21 protein-coding genes and 1 pseudogene are annotated in these 15954 nt (G+C 56.2%); 9 read left to right on the forward strand and 13 right to left on the reverse strand.

The genetic code is table 11. The features are described 5' to 3' along the window. Nucleotides 1–28 precede the first annotated feature (28 nt). From JZX87_RS28370 to JZX87_RS28375, 3 genes are all read left to right on the forward strand, one after another. Nucleotides 29–244 carry a hypothetical protein gene (locus tag JZX87_RS28370; RefSeq protein ID WP_183687593.1) on the forward strand — a complete coding sequence of 72 codons (216 nt, stop codon included), beginning with the start codon at nucleotides 29–31 and terminating at the stop codon, nucleotides 242–244. A 252-nt stretch (nucleotides 245–496) separates the two neighbouring features. Next, nucleotides 497–739, forward strand: a complete 243-nt coding sequence (locus JZX87_RS31945; RefSeq protein WP_353654286.1) for a hypothetical protein — start codon at nucleotides 497–499, stop codon at nucleotides 737–739. Nucleotides 740–1099: 360 nt separating this feature from the next. Then, entirely contained in the window at nucleotides 1100–1483 is a 384-nt protein-coding gene (locus JZX87_RS28375) for a hypothetical protein (RefSeq protein ID WP_206829145.1), read from the forward strand. 320 nt (nucleotides 1484–1803) lie between these two features. On the opposite strand, the gene JZX87_RS31615 is transcribed toward JZX87_RS28375, so the two are convergent. From JZX87_RS31615 to JZX87_RS28410, 8 genes are all read right to left on the reverse strand, one after another. Continuing rightward, nucleotides 1804–1935: a hypothetical protein gene (locus JZX87_RS31615; RefSeq protein WP_286195144.1), complete on the reverse strand. Its 132-nt coding sequence runs from the start codon at nucleotides 1933–1935 to the stop codon at nucleotides 1804–1806. Nucleotides 1936–2021: 86 nt separating this feature from the next. Beyond that, nucleotides 2022–2306, reverse strand: a complete 285-nt coding sequence (locus JZX87_RS28380; RefSeq protein ID WP_206829147.1) for a hypothetical protein — start codon at nucleotides 2304–2306, stop codon at nucleotides 2022–2024. 216 nt (nucleotides 2307–2522) lie between these two features. Further along, a complete protein-coding gene (locus JZX87_RS28385) occupies nucleotides 2523–3401 on the reverse strand; it encodes a MurR/RpiR family transcriptional regulator (RefSeq protein WP_206829149.1) in 879 nt (292 codons plus the stop codon). A gap of 24 nt (nucleotides 3402–3425) precedes the next feature. Continuing rightward, a complete protein-coding gene (locus tag JZX87_RS28390; protein WP_206829150.1) occupies nucleotides 3426–4469 on the reverse strand; it encodes an ABC transporter ATP-binding protein in 1044 nt (347 codons plus the stop codon). Then, nucleotides 4466–5215, reverse strand: coding sequence for a glycerophosphodiester phosphodiesterase family protein (locus JZX87_RS28395; RefSeq protein WP_206829152.1), 750 nt, complete (start codon nucleotides 5213–5215; stop codon nucleotides 4466–4468). The genes JZX87_RS28390 and JZX87_RS28395 overlap by 4 nt, the downstream gene beginning before the upstream one ends. 16 nt (nucleotides 5216–5231) lie before the next feature. Beyond that, nucleotides 5232–6041, reverse strand: a complete 810-nt coding sequence (locus tag JZX87_RS28400) for a carbohydrate ABC transporter permease (protein WP_206829153.1) — start codon at nucleotides 6039–6041, stop codon at nucleotides 5232–5234. Further along, nucleotides 6031–6900 (reverse strand): carbohydrate ABC transporter permease, encoded by an 870-nt coding sequence (locus tag JZX87_RS28405; RefSeq protein WP_183687636.1) that lies wholly within the window; start codon nucleotides 6898–6900, stop codon nucleotides 6031–6033. The genes JZX87_RS28400 and JZX87_RS28405 overlap by 11 nt, the downstream gene beginning before the upstream one ends. Before the next feature lie 58 nt (nucleotides 6901–6958). Further along, the gene (locus JZX87_RS28410) at nucleotides 6959–8218 is read right to left on the reverse strand and encodes an ABC transporter substrate-binding protein (RefSeq protein ID WP_206829155.1); all 1260 of its coding nucleotides are present in this window, start codon (nucleotides 8216–8218) and stop codon (nucleotides 6959–6961) included. 244 nt (nucleotides 8219–8462) lie between these two features. Here JZX87_RS28410 and JZX87_RS28415 point away from each other — a divergent pair, with 244 nt between their 5' ends. Together JZX87_RS28415 and JZX87_RS28420 are read left to right on the forward strand one after the other, a co-directional pair. Next, a complete protein-coding gene (locus JZX87_RS28415; protein ID WP_183687605.1) occupies nucleotides 8463–8798 on the forward strand; it encodes a type II toxin-antitoxin system PrlF family antitoxin in 336 nt (111 codons plus the stop codon). A gap of 1 nt (nucleotide 8799) precedes the next feature. Continuing rightward, nucleotides 8800–9291, forward strand: coding sequence for a type II toxin-antitoxin system YhaV family toxin (locus JZX87_RS28420; RefSeq protein WP_206829157.1), 492 nt, complete (start codon nucleotides 8800–8802; stop codon nucleotides 9289–9291). Nucleotides 9292–9767: 476 nt separating this feature from the next. On the opposite strand, the gene JZX87_RS28425 is transcribed toward JZX87_RS28420, so the two are convergent. From JZX87_RS28425 to JZX87_RS31950, 4 genes and pseudogenes are all read right to left on the reverse strand, one after another. Further along, the gene (locus tag JZX87_RS28425) at nucleotides 9768–9953 is read right to left on the reverse strand and encodes a hypothetical protein (RefSeq protein WP_206829159.1); all 186 of its coding nucleotides are present in this window, start codon (nucleotides 9951–9953) and stop codon (nucleotides 9768–9770) included. Between the two features lie 184 nt (nucleotides 9954–10137). Further along, nucleotides 10138–10956, reverse strand: a complete 819-nt coding sequence (locus tag JZX87_RS28430; protein ID WP_286195148.1) for a dioxygenase family protein — start codon at nucleotides 10954–10956, stop codon at nucleotides 10138–10140. Further along, nucleotides 10932–11086, reverse strand: a pseudogene (locus JZX87_RS31620) (maleylacetate reductase); the annotation flags it as partial. The gene JZX87_RS28430 and the pseudogene JZX87_RS31620, both read right to left, overlap by 25 nt. A gap of 226 nt (nucleotides 11087–11312) precedes the next feature. Next, on the reverse strand, nucleotides 11313–11438 hold the full coding sequence (locus JZX87_RS31950) for a hypothetical protein (RefSeq protein ID WP_353654284.1): 126 nt from the start codon (nucleotides 11436–11438) through the stop codon (nucleotides 11313–11315). Nucleotides 11439–11578: 140 nt separating this feature from the next. Here JZX87_RS31950 and JZX87_RS28435 point away from each other — a divergent pair, with 140 nt between their 5' ends. The 4 genes from JZX87_RS28435 (at nucleotide 11579) to JZX87_RS28450 (ending at nucleotide 14417) form a co-directional block, all read left to right on the forward strand. Beyond that, nucleotides 11579–11824, forward strand: a complete 246-nt coding sequence (locus tag JZX87_RS28435; protein ID WP_183687609.1) for a hypothetical protein — start codon at nucleotides 11579–11581, stop codon at nucleotides 11822–11824. Between the two features lie 21 nt (nucleotides 11825–11845). Then, nucleotides 11846–12490, forward strand: coding sequence for an alpha/beta family hydrolase (locus JZX87_RS28440; protein ID WP_206829163.1), 645 nt, complete (start codon nucleotides 11846–11848; stop codon nucleotides 12488–12490). Nucleotides 12491–12856: 366 nt separating this feature from the next. After that, nucleotides 12857–13171 carry a hypothetical protein gene (locus tag JZX87_RS28445; protein WP_206829164.1) on the forward strand — a complete coding sequence of 105 codons (315 nt, stop codon included), beginning with the start codon at nucleotides 12857–12859 and terminating at the stop codon, nucleotides 13169–13171. Between the two features lie 742 nt (nucleotides 13172–13913). Further along, nucleotides 13914–14417 (forward strand): GNAT family N-acetyltransferase, encoded by a 504-nt coding sequence (locus tag JZX87_RS28450; protein ID WP_183687617.1) that lies wholly within the window; start codon nucleotides 13914–13916, stop codon nucleotides 14415–14417. Nucleotides 14418–14633: 216 nt separating this feature from the next. On the opposite strand, the gene JZX87_RS28455 is transcribed toward JZX87_RS28450, so the two are convergent. Beyond that, nucleotides 14634–15890 (reverse strand): type II toxin-antitoxin system HipA family toxin, encoded by a 1257-nt coding sequence (locus JZX87_RS28455; protein WP_286195150.1) that lies wholly within the window; start codon nucleotides 15888–15890, stop codon nucleotides 14634–14636. Between the last annotated feature and the right edge of the window lie 64 nt (nucleotides 15891–15954).

The following is a 15954-nucleotide window of genomic DNA, read 5'->3' on the forward strand; positions in this document are numbered from 1 at the left end:
AGGTTATGGCGAAAATGAGGCACCGCAGATGTACTTTACGGCATTCGAAGCGCTGGAACCAGCCGATCTCACAACACTCAAAGCCGTGCTGGAAGAAATTCGCTTGGATCGCGGCATCGTTGCGCCTGATCCAAGTTTGGACGAACTGGCACGCGATCTCGTCAATCTTTGGCTTGCCGGTTTTCGCGGCTCTTCAGAACTAAAGGCGATGATGAAGCCGCTAGATAACCACCTCGTTCAGTAGGTCGGGTTGTCTGCAGTCACGCTTTTTAGTGTTCTCTAGGTGGAAAGTGCTTTGAACCTCCATCAGGCCCGACCATTCGTCGCGTCTTTTTTTATTCGACAGTGCAAATACTGATAACCGCCGCCAACAACAGGCGAACATCCACAGCACCTACAGCGAATATTCACAGAACATACATTAAGGCTTACTCATCAGCGTAAATAATGGCGGCTGGATAAATATGCGTTTTAGAGGACGACGCATATTACTTGGATTTATCGCGGTGAGCCGTTCACCAGCGCCCACATCGGCAATCACGTCGGGTTCGTATATGTGCTGACCGACCGGATCAACGGCAAAAAGTACGTTGGCAAGAAGCAGTTCACATCGACCAAAACACTACCACCGCTGAAAGGCACTTCCCGCAAACGTAAGCGCGTCATGGAATCGGACTGGCAAAACTATTGCTCGTCATCGCCGGTCATCAAAGCGATAGTCGCAGATCACGGGCATTGACCGGTTCCATCGGGAGATCGTCCATCTGTGCCGGACATGGTGATGTGTCGGATCGCATCGAAGCATATTAAATCGCTTCGACTTACCACAGAACCGAACGCACAATAGTGGACAACGACGCGAGTTGTTCGGGCGTGTAGCTTCTAAATACGACCGCCGACACAATGAGCACCGATCGCGGAGCTATTGCGATCTTCACGTCGACGCCTTTTTTCCAGATGAGTTCCATGCCAGCCTCACTGCTGAAGAATGCTGACATTCCATATATTCTGACAAAATCCCGCAAGAAACACTAAATCTAGCTGCAACAACACATTTGTACCAATGCCGATCAACGCACCTAGCCCGATAAATACCGGCATGCTCCAATCCATCACGCTCTATATTTTTGTCGGTCTCATTGCTGTAATCGGCATCATGGGCGGGTGCTGGGGGTATCAGTCCAGCCGGGATGCAGCCACGATCGACGTCCTGAAGGCGAACAACATCCGGCTCGAAGACGCGGTGTCGCTGAACGAGCGGACCATTCAGCAGATGATCTCCGATGCCCAAGTCCTTGCTGCTGCCAACGCTAAGCTATCCCGCGACATCATGAAATCCAAGATGGAACAGGCGGCAAGCTGGAATGCTATCAATACGCTCGACCTGGAGACCGATACCGGCGATGCGGCAGAGATTGAGGCGCGTGCAAACGATGCTTTCGCGGCGTCGATCGATGCGGTGAGGCGCATCACCACAAGGTGACCTAGTGCCGTATCCGATTACAAGAAATCAGCAGCCTGTCATCACCCATATGGCGCTTCCCGGCTCGCGTGTATGACGAAAGTAGCCAGAAACCGTTGCTGTCACTGACGAGTTCGTTCCGGACTAAGAGGTACGGCATCCGGTCGTAGGTTTCGTCTGTCTCGATAAATCGCTTCGCATCAGCCAACGACGGCATTTCAAGTGCAGAAGTTGTTGCCCCACCCACTCCACTAAGATCGTACTTCGTCTGATCGCCTTCGACACGGGCAAGGCTGAACCTCAAAGGGAACGACATCAGTGAAACGCAAACATCAGTTGCGTTACATGCCGCGATGGGATTGCACGACCACGGCGGCGGTCCCGGAGACATCGCAGCCGATGCCGATGTAGCCGAAGCTAGAAGAAAAGCGACCGCTCTCATTTTCATTGACGAATCCACCATCTACGAACATTCCGCCACCATAGCCCCAAAGAAAAGCAGATAAACAAAAACCCGCTCAATGGCGCGCTTTTCTCGTTTCAGGCTATGGCTCGATAATCAGCCGATACGGCTCTCGATGACGTATTTCGCGATATCGGCACGGATTGCGTGAGGCACATACTCATCGGTCATCAGATCGTGCAGGGTTTTCAGAGCGTCGGTGCGAACCGTGGCTTCATCCACCGGCAGAACCGCGAACGGCTCAATCTCAGAGAAGTTTACGCCATGTCGGCAATCCTTCCAGTCAACTGCCGTGCCCTCGCCTTTCACGCCATACTGGCACTGGAGGCGGAGACCATTGAAGGTGTCGCGGATCAGGTAAAGCTTGCCGTCGTAGCGCATCTGAAGGCGGATTTCCTACGATCGGCCGCTAAAGATCTTGCTACCCCCAACATATTCATATCCACGGATAAGATGGGCAGCTTGCTCGTCTTAAGCTCTTGATGAGAACAGAACCGTCGGCCGCTATGTTCGACGGCCCCCAAACAGCTGAAATAGTGATATTTTTATCATGACCGATCATCAGCATGGGTATTAAGGAATGTCGAAGATGTCCTTTTAGCCAACCGCCAGACGTGACGACGCCCTGAATGCCTTGAACTCATTCAGCGATTTAATCGAACGGCCGTCATCTATCGAGGCGAGGTCCAGAATAACGGCATTTGCGATGGTCATCGGCACCACGAGCGATTGCGATTCACCCGGATCACCTCGAGAGACCAGGATTTGATGGTCGGGTGCCGGATCAATCCTTGTGCCTCCCACATCCGTCACAGCAAGTGTTTTTGCTCCCCGTTGCGCCGCGATATCGCGCACTTCCTGCATGAGCGGCGGCGCTCTTCGGAAGGCGAGCAGCCAGACGACATCCTGCGCAGACAAGGTGGACAGCATTTCGGTCAGCTGGTGCATCTGGCTGCTGAGATCCACCGCTTCGTAACCGGATCGGTTGAGGCGAAGGGCGATCAGAGACGACAGTGCCGCAAAATGCCCTCGCCCGAAGACGAAAATCCGACGACTGTCGCGAAGACTTGTCGAGAATGCGCGAATATCCGCATCGGAGACACTGTTGCGCGCCTGCTGCAGAGCTGCGATCTCGCTGTCCAGTACCGATGCCAGCAAGCCATCGCTTTCGGCCTTCACTAGGCGTGCGGCCATGCGTGCGGCAGGGCTTTCGAAGTCGCCGCCGCCTTCAGTTAGGCTGGACTGCAGAAATCCACGAAATTCCGGATAACCCTTGAAGCCTAGGCGCCGTGCAAGCCTGACCGCCGAGGCGGGATGGACCCCTGCCCGCGAAGAGACATCCTTGCCGTTTTCCAGCGCAGCGCGGATCGGGTCCTGTATCAACACATCAAGCAGGCGCGTGTCGGCATCGGTCAATCGCGTCGAGTGACGGCTGATGAGATCGCTTAGCGCGAGCGGTGTATCCTGCTTGTCCATCGGATTCTCGAGGCTTGGCTATCGCTACGACTGCGTTGCAACCGGAAGATCAACACGGTCGCCATTCTCGCTATCGAAAAACAGCACGCGGTCAAGATCGAAAGCAATCCAGAATTGTTCGGTATTTTTCGGCAGGTCATGACGCGACGCGGACACCGTCAAGCGTCCAGCCGGGCTTTCGCAATGGAGAAGCATGTCGGCACCGGTCATCTCGGACAGTAGCAGACGCGCGGGGAGCGCTGTGTTGCTCGGCTTTGCACCATGCACGGAAAGAATTTCTGGGCGTAGTCCGGATGTCAGGCCCGTTGGCCCATTCCAATCGGGAAGCATGTCGGCGGCGACGAAATTCATCGGCGGGCTGCCGAGGAAACTTGCCACGAAACGATTGGCTGGACGGTCGTAGATCACGTCCGGGCGATCGAACTGCAGAAGATGACCATCCTTCATGATCGCGATACGATCCGCCAGAGCCAGGGCCTCCGTCTGGTCGTGGGTGACGTAGACCATGGTTGCACCGAGCTGCCGGTGAAGTTCCTTGATCTCGGTGCGCATGGTAATGCGAAGAGCATTGTCGAGATTGGAAAGCGGCTCGTCCATCAGGAAGATAGAGGCATTGCGGGCCATCGCCCGCCCCATAGCAACACGCTGACGCTGACCACCGGAAAGGGCTGCCGGCTTGCGGTCGAGATAGCTTTCGAGTTGCAGAGTTTTCGCGACACTCTGCGCCCGTTCGTTGCGCTCTGCTTTCTTCATGCCGCGCAGTTCCAGACCGAATGCAATATTTTCGCGCACCGTCATATGCGGATAAAGTGCGTAGTTCTGAAAGATCATGGCGATGTCGCGATCCTGTGGTGCCAGATCATTGGCACGGCGTCCACCGATCTCGATCGTGCCGTCTTCGCAGCGATCGAGCCCGGCGATAAGGCGCAACAGCGTGGACTTGCCGCAGCCGGACGGGCCGACGATCACCACGAATTCGCCCGGCTGAATATCGAGTGAGACGCCGTGCAGAACCTGGGGGCCGTTGACATAAGCCTTGCGAATATCACGCAGAGAAATCCCGCTCATACCGAGGCCTCCCCGCGATGCTCGGCACGGACGGCGATCGCAAGCGTCGGGCGATCGGTCGTAAAAACCTTCACGCCCAGATCGAGCGCCTTGGTGATCTGCGCTCGGCTGTGGGCCGCCCAGCAGCCGAAATCGAGGCCGGCGGCCTGCACCTTCGCCATCAGGTCCTCATCGGCGGTATCGATGTGGACACCGATCTCAGGAATGCCGTGGGCAATCGCCGCCTCGATGACAGCGTCCGGCCCCAGTTGCCGCAGGACCGACGGACTGACAAGCCAGAGCCTGGGACGGCTGCTCGCCTCGCCAATCTCGTCCATGGAGGCGACAAGGAAGGATGAAAACGTCGTGCGCTCCAGCATCGAATGACGCTTCAGTTCCGCAATGACGGGGGCAACAAAACCTTCATATGGAAGCCCGTCCGTGCCCGGTTTGATCTCGCAGCGGAAATTCACATGGCTGCCCGCATAAAGCGCACACAATTCCTCAAGCGTCATCGGGTGGCTGCCGGCACCATAACGGATCGTCGCCGCCTTGACTTCGGCCAGCGTCATGTTGGCGATGGCGCCTGTCATATCCGTCGTCGCATCGAGCGTGGCGTCATGATGGACGACAATCGCGCCGTCCGCCGTTGGGTGAAGATCGAACTCAACTTCTTCGAGCGCCATGGCGGCGGTGGCGGCAAATCCGTGAGGCGTGCTGTCGCCGAATTCCAGCGTACCCCCGCGATGGGATGCAATGCGTGTCATGTCAAAATATCCTGGATTACTTGACGGCGCCCATGGTGATGCCGCGCACGAGATGGCGCTCCACCAGAAGAAAACCGAGGAGAACGGGAAGAATGGTGATGGTCGATGCGGCCATGACCAGCGGCCAGTCGATCAGACCTTCACCGGGATTGATGCGGTACAGACGGGCCAGACCGATTTGCAGCGTATAAAGGTCCTGCTTGCCGACGGCGACCAGCGGCCAGATGTAGTTGTTCCATTCCGTGATGAAGATGTAGAGCGCCATGGAGGCAATGGCCGGGCGCGACAAAGGCACGATGATGCGCCACAAAACCTGCAGCGACGAGGCGCCGTCCATATAGGCCGCCTCATCCAGCGCCTTTGGAATGCCGCGAATATACTGGCGCAGGAAAAAGGCGGCAAAACCGTTGGAAATCGCCGGCAGGATGAGACCGGCATAACTGTCCAGCAACCCGACCTTGGCCAGTGTCAGATAGTTCGGAATGAGGCTGATATGGCTCGGGATCATCAAGGTCGCGACGGTGGCCGCGAACAGGAAATTGCCGCCCCGGAATGAATACCGCGCAAAAGCGTAGGCTGCCATGGTGGCGAAGGTGATGCCGATAAGCGTCACCAGTCCCGAGACGATCAGGCTGTTCAGCAGATAGCGGGCGAAATTGTATTGCCCGACCGCCCGCGCGTAATTGTCGAGGGTGAAGCCGAGTTCACCGGCATAGTAGGCGTCAACAGTCTGGAAAGACATCCAGATCGAATAGAGCACCGGCGACAGGAACAGCAGGCCGGCGACCAGCGCCAGCCCGGCAAGAATGGGGTTTTCAGGCTTCATAATGCACCTTCCGCCCGATGATGCGCGATTTCAGTATGGCGAGGCCAACCAGCAGGATGAACAGCAGCACCGCCAGTGCCGATCCACGGCCGATATCGAAAAGCACGAAGCCGATCTCATAAAGAAGGTTGACGAGCATGTCGGTTGCCCCTGCCGGCCCACCTTTCGTCATGACGTTGACGATCGTGAAAACCTGGAAGGCTTCGATCACCGAGATTACCAGAAGGAAATAGGTGGTCGGCATGACCAGCGGCATGGTAATGCGGCGAAACACATGCAGACGCTTGCCGCCATCGACGGCTGCCGCGTCATAAAGCTCGCGTGGAATTGCCTGCAGGCCGGCAATATAGATGACGATGTCATAGCCGATCTGTTTCCATGTGTTGACGAAGATCAGCACCCAGAGGGCCAGATGCGGATTTTGCAGCCACTGAACCTTGCCCAGGCCGAACGTGCCGAGCAACGCGTTGACCATGCCGTAGTCCGTTGAGAAAACCCACGAAAACACGACCGCGATAGAGACGGTGGATGTCACCGAGGGCAGAAACAACGCGCCGCGCAGCAGCCGCACATGCATGCTTTCCCGCACGAGATAGTTGGCAATCACCAGCGCAAGGCCGAGCCGGAGTGGCACCGAGAGGACGGCGAAGAGTGTCGTCACCCAGAGGGAATTCCACAGGTCTCGGGAGGCAAGCAACTGCTCGTAATTGCGAAAACCGACGAAGGGCATGTCGGGTGTTAGAAAATTCCATTCGCGAAAGCTCAGATTGATGCTGGCGAGAATGGGGATGTAGGTGAACAGCGCGATGAAGATCATCAGCGGTGCCACGAAAAGATAGGGCGTGAGTTTACGAAGCATGGTCATCATTGCACCGACAGTCGCCAGAAGCGTCTGCCGGTGCCCTTTTCAGAGAGGATCAGTGGCCGACGCGTTTTTCTTCAGCGCGGGTCTGCACTGCAAAGTCCTTCATCGTCTCTTCGACATTGCGCTGACCGAGCGCCATGGCTTCCCACATCTTGTATTCGGTGGTGCGCATCCAGGTGACAACGGTGGTGCGCGCACGACCATGGGCAACCGGCAGGGATTCGATTGCGACATCGATGCCCGGCTGGGTTGCAAGCGCTTCCTTGGCGACAGGGAGATCTGCGCTCTTCTTGTTGATCGGCAGGTAACCGGTGCCGGCAAACCAAGTTGCATTGGCCTCAGGCGATGCGGCATAGCTGATGAACTTGTAGGCTGCGTCCTGCACGTCCTTTTCAGAAGTCGACATGATGCCGATGCCGGCGCCGCCGATCGGAACCGAGCAAGCCTTGTTGCACGGCATCGGACGGACGGCGAGACTGTCGCCGAGTGCCTTTTTCGAGCCGACATAATTGCCGGTCGAATTCATCATGATGCCGACCTTCTTGGCGAGGAAGGCGTCACGACCATTGTCTTCTTCAGTCACGCCATCGGGCGAAGCAACCTTGTCGTCCTTCACCAGCGACGCCATCCACTGATAGGCCTCGATCGTGTTGGGCTTGTCGAGAAGGATTTCGCCGGTCTTCGGGTCCACCATTTCACTGTCATTGGCCATGACAAGACCCCAACGTGCGAACTGGCCGGGTGCAGCAATGCCGGAAATGCCTTCCGAACTGAGCTTTTCGCTGATCGTCTTGGCGGCAGCACTGATGTCGGCAAACGTCTTCAGCGGCGTGTCGGCGGAAAGGCCCGCGCGCGCGAAGATATCCTTGTTGAAATAGAGGACCGGCGTCGAGGAATTGAACGGCACGACATAATTCTTGCCGTCGATAATGCCGACTTCGCGAGCATAATCGTACAGATCGGCCTTCAGCGGATCGGCATCGAAATAGGGCGTCAGATCTGTCAGCAGCTTGTTGTTGGCAAACAGGCCGTAACGCGTGACTTCGAGGATTACGGCATCGGGAGCGCGGCGCGCCGGGATGGCGGCCTGCAGCTTGGCGATGATGTCATTATAGCTGCCGACATATTCGGCCTCAATGTCGATGCCGGGGTTGGCGGTTTCAAAGCCGGCGATAATCTTGTCGAGCGCTTCGCCGTTTGACTTGTTGAAGCTATGCCAGAATTTCACCGTCGTCGCCGCTTCGGCCACGCCCATGTTGGCGAGCAGGGCAATCATGCTGGCCGCGATGGTAGTCTGCAATTTCTGTGACATCCGTATCTCCTGTGCAAACACAATTGCAATGACGGCGATCTAGCAATTGCAGGAGACAGTTTCGTGAAGGCCATGCGACGTTTTGATGACGGGTTTTTCTCCGCCTTGGCGCGTCTGGTGAACGGTGTCGGCCAGCACGTGAAGTAAAGGCGCAGAAACGGCTGGCAGACCAAGGCAACGGCCAATCTTGACATGATAAGGAATATTCCTTACATTCTACTACACCGATTTATGGAGGCCCGCCATGGGAGCCCTGCTGAAAGAAGAAAGCACCATCACCGCCAAGGGACAGACCACCGTGCCGAAGTCCGTTCGGCAGGCGCTGGGCGTTGACTATGGTGGACGCATTGCTTTTCTCATTGATGAGCACCACCGCGTCTATGTCCAGAAGGCCGAGATTGAAGAAACCGCCGATCCCGTGATCGACCGTTTTCTCGAATTTCTCGCACGGGACATGGCGAAGCAGCCCGAGAAATCAGTTCTTCCGTTCCCACAAGCCTTGCTCGACCGGGCTGTTGCCCTGACGGCGGGCATGACGGTCGATCTCGATGCCGAGATCGAGGGGGACGTTTCGATCTGATATGCCGACTATCAATGGCTGGACCGTCCTCGCACACCCTCTCTTTCTCGATCAATGGGAAAAGCTGATCGAGGCGGGCGACGCGCTCAAAGCGAAGAAACCGGACGATTATCAGAAATCCGCCGACGCTAAGTTGCTTGCGTCCTTGGTTCAGCTTGTCACCGTCAATGTGCCATCGGACCCGACAGCATCCATCTATCGACAAGGCGCGACTCTTGGCGATGACCGCAAGCACTGGTTTCGCGCCAAGTTCGGCAATGGTCGTTTCCGGCTCTTTTTCCGCTACAGCAGCACCAACAAGGTCATCATCTTCGCATGGGTGAACGACGAAAACAGCTTGCGGACCTACGGCTCCAAAACGGACGCTTATAAGGTCTTCAAGGGGATGCTGGATGACGGCAATCCGCCTGACGATTGGGACACGCTTCACAAGGAGGCTTCCGATCCCAAGGCCGTCGCACGGTTGGAAAAAGCCTCACCCTCGAATCAATAACAGACGCTGTTGAACGTACCTCGCCAAGCAGATGATCCGAGTTTCCCGGCACTGGTCCTGCTGCCCGTTGAAGCGGACGGAAAGCCCAACCTTTCGGCGGTGACATAACGATCCTGGGTGGTGGCGGTCCACGCATAGAGACTGGCGAGGCGTTGCGCACGCCAGGTCCGGGGATCGCCCAGACGGGAAGCGGTCGTGTCTTCGTCGTCGATTACGGAGGAACCGCCGCTCTGATGTCCGTTGTCAATGCTTTGGGCACGAGGAACCGACCGTCCAAACGAATGGCTGGTCATGACGATGATCGCGTATGGGTAGAGGCGGAACTCAGTGACGTCGGTGATTAAGCTCTGATGCGCGGGATGGCTACCGCGCTCCCGATTATGCGTCCGGGCTATTCCGATCTTACTGCGGGCGTGGTCGAATACCGGCCACGAAGCGTCTGACGGGTGTTCTCGGAGAGCGCTGATCCGCCCTGCCTACTTCAAGGCCACATAGGTCTGCGGATCGAGGGCGGCGGCTCGCACCGCGACCCGCCCGCCGGAGGCTTCCGCCAGGGTGGCCTTTAACCGGGTCCCGACGGCGATGACCTCGCGCGTCCGTTCCGGCTTCGGCAGGATGATGACTTCCAGATTGATGGCCGGCTGGTCGGGCAGGCCGTACACCGGCAGGATCGCCAGTTGGCAGTCCGAAACGTCGACCTGCAGATCCGCGCACAGCAGGTCGCGAATGGGCAGGAGCGTCTCCCTGATCGCATCGGAACGGTCGTTTCAGATTGTATGGTCAAAGTAGATCTTTACGTTGGGCATGATTCACATCCTTGGTTGAAACTGTTTGCCATGCGGCCTTTCAAAGCGGAGCGAGCACGAAGTCGAAAGTCGAGTGCCAGAGCGTGGGACCATCGACGAGGCGCTCGAAGGGCGCGACCAGCGTCTTCTTGACGCCGAACACCGTGTCGGATTCCAGATAGGCGTCATCGCCTACGAAGATGAGGGTGACGAGTTTCTGGAAGCCCGGTGCGGTGACTAGGTAATGCATATGCGCCGGCCGGTAAGCATGCCGCCCGAGATGGCCGAGCATGTACCCGACAGGCCCGTCGCCGGGGATCGGATAAGAAACCGGCTTGATGCCGATGAAGTTGTAGCGCCCGACGACGCCGGTGACGAAGATGCCGCGATTGTTCCATTTCGGCTGGATGTCCGGCTGCTGCACCTCATAGAAACCGTCGGCATTATCGGACCAGACGTCGATTCTGGCGCCTTCGACCGGATTGCCGTCAAGGTCGAGCACCGTGCCCTCATAGAAGCAGCTTTCTCCGTTGTCGTCGAGGCTGATGATGTCACCCATCTGCCGCACCGGGGCGCCTGCGACATGGAAGGGGCCGAAGACGGTGTTCTCGGTCGCGCCGGGCGGACGGTGATTATTGATCGCATTGACGAGCATCGAAAGGCCGAGCGTGTCGGAGAGCAGAAGGAACTCCTGTCGCTCGCCGCTGCAGATCTGGCCCGTGCGCGTCAGGAAATAGATACCATATTCCCACTCGCCCTGTGTCAGATTGATCTCCTTGGCAGAGGCGTGCAGGTGCTTGACGAGACAAGCCATGACTTCCCGTAAACGCGGGTCGATATCCTTGCCCTCCCCTCTCAGGCCCGCTGCAGAAGTTCGCAGATCGCATCCCGATCGATGGGACGCGGGTTCCAGTATGGGTTCTTCGCGGACAGATTGGCAGCCTCGTCGAGATCGCTTTCGGCAAGTCCGAGACCCTCAGCGCAAGCGGTGCTCCGAGCGAGGCCGCAAAACCAATAATTTTAGTGAAATCGCAGATTCTGTTTTTGAATCAGATCGCTGGAAAGGCAAAGGGAGAGATTTCCGGGTGCAAGAAAATTTTGGCGGTCAGGCAGGGGCCATTATAGGCGGCGGCGTTGCCCACTAAACGAGATGCGCCCCACATCCTTGATATGACCACAACGCTTCGACAGGTAAAAATGCCTGTCATCGCCGTGGAATGCCGCTTGTGTAAGCGCTCAGACGAACTCGAGCGAAAGATCCTTGTTCGCAAGCATGGCGCGGGGATTACCTTCGCTCGATTGCGGAGGATGGCCGCGATGGGCTGCGAAAGGCTGATCAGCGATGACGGTGACCAATGTCACGCTTGCTTTCCCTGCCTCCAATCGCCAGTGCTTCCACCCGATCACTATTAAAGGGTCGGTCTCCCACCAGATTAAAGCGTCTGCCCGCTTGCCATGACGCTCACCCGCGCCAGATCCCAATCGATGTAAGGAGTATTGGGATGGCCGAAATCAACGACTGGTTGGATGATCGCATCCAGGAGATCATCAATTCACCTGGGTTTTATGAGAACAAGGCGGAGTTTCGCGATCAGGCAAAGGTCTTGGTCGAGAGCGGCCAGTCCGAGGGCTTTACAATTGCTGAGATCAAGGAAGCATGCGGCGGCGATGTCGAGCGATATCTGCTTGATCAGCAACATGCGATGACTAACGTCGAGATGCAGCGGCGGACCGATGAGGCCCCATGAAGAAAAATCGGTAGGCTTGCCATGACGCATCGATTTCTGGTTGCAGGTCCGGATAAAGCAAAGACCACAATCCTCCTGGCTCATGGTGCCGGCGGTGCGATGGACACGCAGTGGATGGACGCCATCACACAGGCGCTGTCCGATCATGGATTGAAGATCATTCGGTTCGAGTTCGATTACATGGCATCGCGCCGAACCTCTTCAAAACGTCGGCCGCCCCCACGGGCAGAGCTTCTCCAAGACGAATTCAAGGCGGTCGTCTCGCAACTCGGCAAGCAGGGATCACTCGTCATAGGCGGGAAATCGATGGGCGGACGTGTTGCGAGCATGATCGCAGACGAGCTTTATAGAGAAGGAATGATCGTTGGATTGTTGTGCCTAGGCTATCCGTTTCATCCGACCGGAAAGCCCGAAAAGCTGCGCACGGCCCATCTCGCAGAGCTTTCGACGCCTACTCTCATCTGCCAGGGAACGCGGGATCCATTCGGATCGAAAGCGGAAGTTGCAGGCTATCAACTGAGTAACGCCATCCGGCTAAATTGGCTGGACGACGGAGACCACGATTTCAAACCACGCAAAGCGATTTCGGGTTTGACAGTCAAAGATCATATTACAACCGCGGCCCAAGATATCGCGACGTGGGCAGAGGCGCTTTCGCAGGGATAAGACTCTTCTCGGCGATCAACCGGAGTCCGCTTGCGGCCAAGCGGAACAATCGCAATATTAGCCTCCGATCAATCACTTAGCGCGAGCTCATGACGCAAGACCCTTCGCCGTTTGAACGTTCACAACTTTCTGGCCGGTACACGGAAAGCGGCATCACCGTCATTGTCGAGATCTTTCGCCGTACCGGCAGTGACCACTGGCAAATGGAGGTCGCCAGCCTGGAAGAGCAGGTCACGGATTGGACCGATTCATTTGCGTCTGCCAAGAGGCTTGGGAGGAATTCATCTATGTCATCAACACGGAAGGCATCGGTGTTTTCCTTTAACCGCATTAACGGTGAACATGACATTGGGAGATTCAGCTTTGATGATCGACAGCGATAAGAGGCGGAAGATCTTCGACCAGGTCCGCACCAAAGCGGAGGCCAGAGGAACACCGATTGACGGTGATCCCGAGTTCCTTGCTTGGGTGGAGCTATGGATTCGTGGCGAATTCGATATCTCCAGCCTTAGGTCGCGATATGACAAACTTGTACTGCATCGGGCACAGCGGAAGAGGGAGCCAGCAGCTTCCGTCCAGGAGATCAGCAACAGCTTTTTACCCGCTGCGGAGACCGATCAAGACGTTGTTGATGATGTTGGTGAAGACAGGCCGTCTTCTTCGGGCGCCTCTGATTGCTGAAGAAGTGGGGGGCGTCGTTGTTGAGTGCAGCGGTGTCACTCCAGGCTTCAACTGACAACGGCCTAAACCGGGCATTTCGCGTTAACTTTTCGGTTGTCAGAGATCGCGCGAATTGCCAACGTCCGCACATGTGGCTTCCTCGGGTTGGCGAACCAGATGCTAATCTAGATCCACCTGATACGGAACCAGGAGGAAGAGAGGATGGCTCTGGCTGAAGACCAGTAAAACTCGCAGAAACCGAACGCGTTGCAACACAGACAGTGGCGCCGCCTAGCGAAAAGCAGACGCGTGCTACTGCAAGATGTGCCGCAGCTTGTTTATCGCTCGATATGGGATAACATCACGCCGACCGCGCTTTTTTTGGGACATGAAGTTCGATGCAGAGTTTTCGTAAAAGCCTACTCTTTCCGTTATTTCTGCTCGTCCTTGGTGTGGCCGCCTTTTTTCTCTGTCTCTACATTACCGACCATAATCCCGACGAGAAGCCGTTAACGCTCGTTCATTGGATAATTGGTGGCATGCTGATCGGACCAGGCTTCGGTTACCTCATTCACTGGCGAAAAATGCGGAATCAATTGAAACGATAGCTCGGCGAATTTTGCACTGGCATTGCAAGGGTCGGTTGCTATTGCATCAGTGTTTTTGGTACAAGCCAGTCCCATTAGCTGACTGTTTATAAGACTTTCGATAGCGGAGACTTATTAGGATCGGTCTATCGAAACAAGCCCAACCAGAGCGACGCGTGATAGATACTGACCGCCTTATCCTCCGCTTGCCAACGCTAGATGACTATCAGCCGACATTTGACATGTTCTCGCAGGAGCCAGTGTCGCGTCATATTGGCAAACTCAGCCGAGGCGACGTTTGGGCCAGGCTGTTGCGTGATGTCGGCCACTGGCAATTGATGCAATTTGGCCTGTTCTCCGTGATCGAGCGGGATAGCGGCGTTTATGTCGGCAAGGTGGGATTTGGCATGTTCGAACGCGATCTGGGGAGCCTCGCGCAGACCAACATCGAAATCTCTTGGACACTGAGAGCAGAGTTTCATGGACGTGGCTACGCTTTGGAAGCTGCGAGCGCGGCCCAGAGATGGTTCGACCAAAGACGAAAGCAGCACACGGCTTGTCTGATAGCGGTCGGAAATATCCCATCGATGCGCCTTGCCCAGCGCATGGGGTATCAGGAAATTGAACGGATAACGCGAGACAGGGGGGACGCCGTTATCCTCTTACGAGATCCTTCATGAGGAGTACCTTCTAGCACTTGGCCGTCGTGAAAGGATTCGAACTGACGACACGTGTCCTCGGTCAGCCAAGTGGTTGATTGAGTTCGATAACGTCACAATTGCAAAGTCAGAATCGCCTCGAAATTGCTATCGCCGTCTTGCTGTCGCTTCCGAAGATCTAGCAGAAGTATCGACCGCCTAATTGTATTGAGCGCGCAGCTTCGGAGGGATGGCCGCTTATGCTTGCTCAGCCCGTATCGTGTCTGCCAGTGTCACCAATTCGCTCGCTTCACCGTCAAGGCCATAGAACGCATAGGGGTTCAGGAACTGTCGTCCCCAAAAAAGCGCTCGATCCACTTCGCCCAGCTTTGCCTCAGCGCACAATGCCCGCCAATTATTTGCGATAGTCCGCAGTTGATGGCTGACGATCTCAATCGCCTGAGCCGGGCTCAAATGGAAGTGCGGCGCTGCGTTGAGACAGGTTACGATCTTGCTGCTTCTGTCCTGATCAACGATCAGCATCGCTTGGCCAACTTCCCCTCCTGCCCGCGGTTGCGGACAAACATCGTAGGCCGGTGTGAGCGTCAGCGACGAGTTATCCCAAAAAGCAGCGTGATTTCTGGCATGATCGTCTGTGTTGCCAACGAGAATATTGAAGCATAGACGCGAAAACAGCTCTCTCAATGTTTCAGGAACAGCTGTAAAGCGAATGCGTATCGTTTCCGCCAAGTCCTGATAGCTTGCATATCGCGCGTGCATTTCATCGAGCTCAAGCATGGTCAAGGCAGATACCATCGACCGGCGATACCAAGCGTTGCCCGCGTGGACTCGGTCAAAGCGCTGAACAAGCAACACGTCTTTCCCGGACGCGCGAACGATTTCTACCGGCGCCACGTTAAGTCCCGAAAGAGCTGCTAGGCGCATCGCGATGTATTCGCCCTTCACCACGCTATAAGTGTCGGAACTGCTCGAGAATTTTGCAATGAATTTACGTGCACCATCGTCGATTAGGGCTTTTGGCCTCGCCCCACCGATCGAACTGCCGTGATGGAGAGCTTGATCAAGTTCGGGGCTGAGAGGAAGATTTTTCTCAACTCGCTCTGCAGCGGTCAGAAGTTGATCAAGAGTGGCGTGGCCGGTCCCCCGGCCAATATAGTGTGTCGCCGATGCTTGGAAGTCGAGCGCCCCAATTCGGTCTGAGCCTGACTCAAGTAAAAATGTCAGTTCATCAAGTTCCAGTCCATTCAACTCGCCGCCTTTCACGCCGAACGCGCGATTAAGAATAACACGACGTCCCCATGCATCGGGCGAAGCGTCGCGAATGGAGCTGGCCATTGAAAGACCATGGAGAGGTCTGATCTCGCCCGTTTCGAGCGGTAACTCCGGGAGATAAAGGGCAACCGAGCTCGGGTTTTCGAGATAAGATCGACCATAAACGAAGCTGATTTCGCCATTCATCACTGCAAGGCGACCGGCGACCAGATCGTGTCCCAGGGAGTGGTGTAGCTTAGACGGCCACGGCTCATCCCAGAGGGCCGGATGAGTGTCAGCTTGCTGC

Origin of the sequence: Agrobacterium sp. Ap1, assembly GCF_017313375.1 — a bacterium.
Classification (GTDB): domain Bacteria; phylum Pseudomonadota; class Alphaproteobacteria; order Rhizobiales; family Rhizobiaceae; genus Neorhizobium; species Neorhizobium cellulosilyticum.

Coding starts and splice junctions, on each gene's coding strand:
- JZX87_RS28370 (WP_183687593.1), top strand. CDS start 29: ATGTACTTTACGGCATTCGAAGCGCTGGAACCAGCCGATCTCACAACA.
- JZX87_RS28375 (WP_206829145.1), top strand. CDS start 1,100: ATGCTCCAATCCATCACGCTCTATATTTTTGTCGGTCTCATTGCTGTA.
- JZX87_RS31615 (WP_286195144.1), bottom strand. CDS start 1,935: ATGTTCGTAGATGGTGGATTCGTCAATGAAAATGAGAGCGGTCGCTTT.
- JZX87_RS28380 (WP_206829147.1), bottom strand. CDS start 2,306: ATGCGCTACGACGGCAAGCTTTACCTGATCCGCGACACCTTCAATGGT.
- JZX87_RS28385 (WP_206829149.1), bottom strand. CDS start 3,401: ATGGACAAGCAGGATACACCGCTCGCGCTAAGCGATCTCATCAGCCGT.
- JZX87_RS28390 (WP_206829150.1), bottom strand. CDS start 4,469: ATGAGCGGGATTTCTCTGCGTGATATTCGCAAGGCTTATGTCAACGGC.
- JZX87_RS28395 (WP_206829152.1), bottom strand. CDS start 5,215: ATGACACGCATTGCATCCCATCGCGGGGGTACGCTGGAATTCGGCGAC.
- JZX87_RS28400 (WP_206829153.1), bottom strand. CDS start 6,041: ATGAAGCCTGAAAACCCCATTCTTGCCGGGCTGGCGCTGGTCGCCGGC.
- JZX87_RS28405 (WP_183687636.1), bottom strand. CDS start 6,900: ATGCTTCGTAAACTCACGCCCTATCTTTTCGTGGCACCGCTGATGATC.
- JZX87_RS28410 (WP_206829155.1), bottom strand. CDS start 8,218: ATGTCACAGAAATTGCAGACTACCATCGCGGCCAGCATGATTGCCCTG.
- JZX87_RS28415 (WP_183687605.1), top strand. CDS start 8,463: ATGGGAGCCCTGCTGAAAGAAGAAAGCACCATCACCGCCAAGGGACAG.
- JZX87_RS28420 (WP_206829157.1), top strand. CDS start 8,800: ATGCCGACTATCAATGGCTGGACCGTCCTCGCACACCCTCTCTTTCTC.
- JZX87_RS28435 (WP_183687609.1), top strand. CDS start 11,579: ATGGCCGAAATCAACGACTGGTTGGATGATCGCATCCAGGAGATCATC.
- JZX87_RS28440 (WP_206829163.1), top strand. CDS start 11,846: ATGACGCATCGATTTCTGGTTGCAGGTCCGGATAAAGCAAAGACCACA.
- JZX87_RS28445 (WP_206829164.1), top strand. CDS start 12,857: ATGATCGACAGCGATAAGAGGCGGAAGATCTTCGACCAGGTCCGCACC.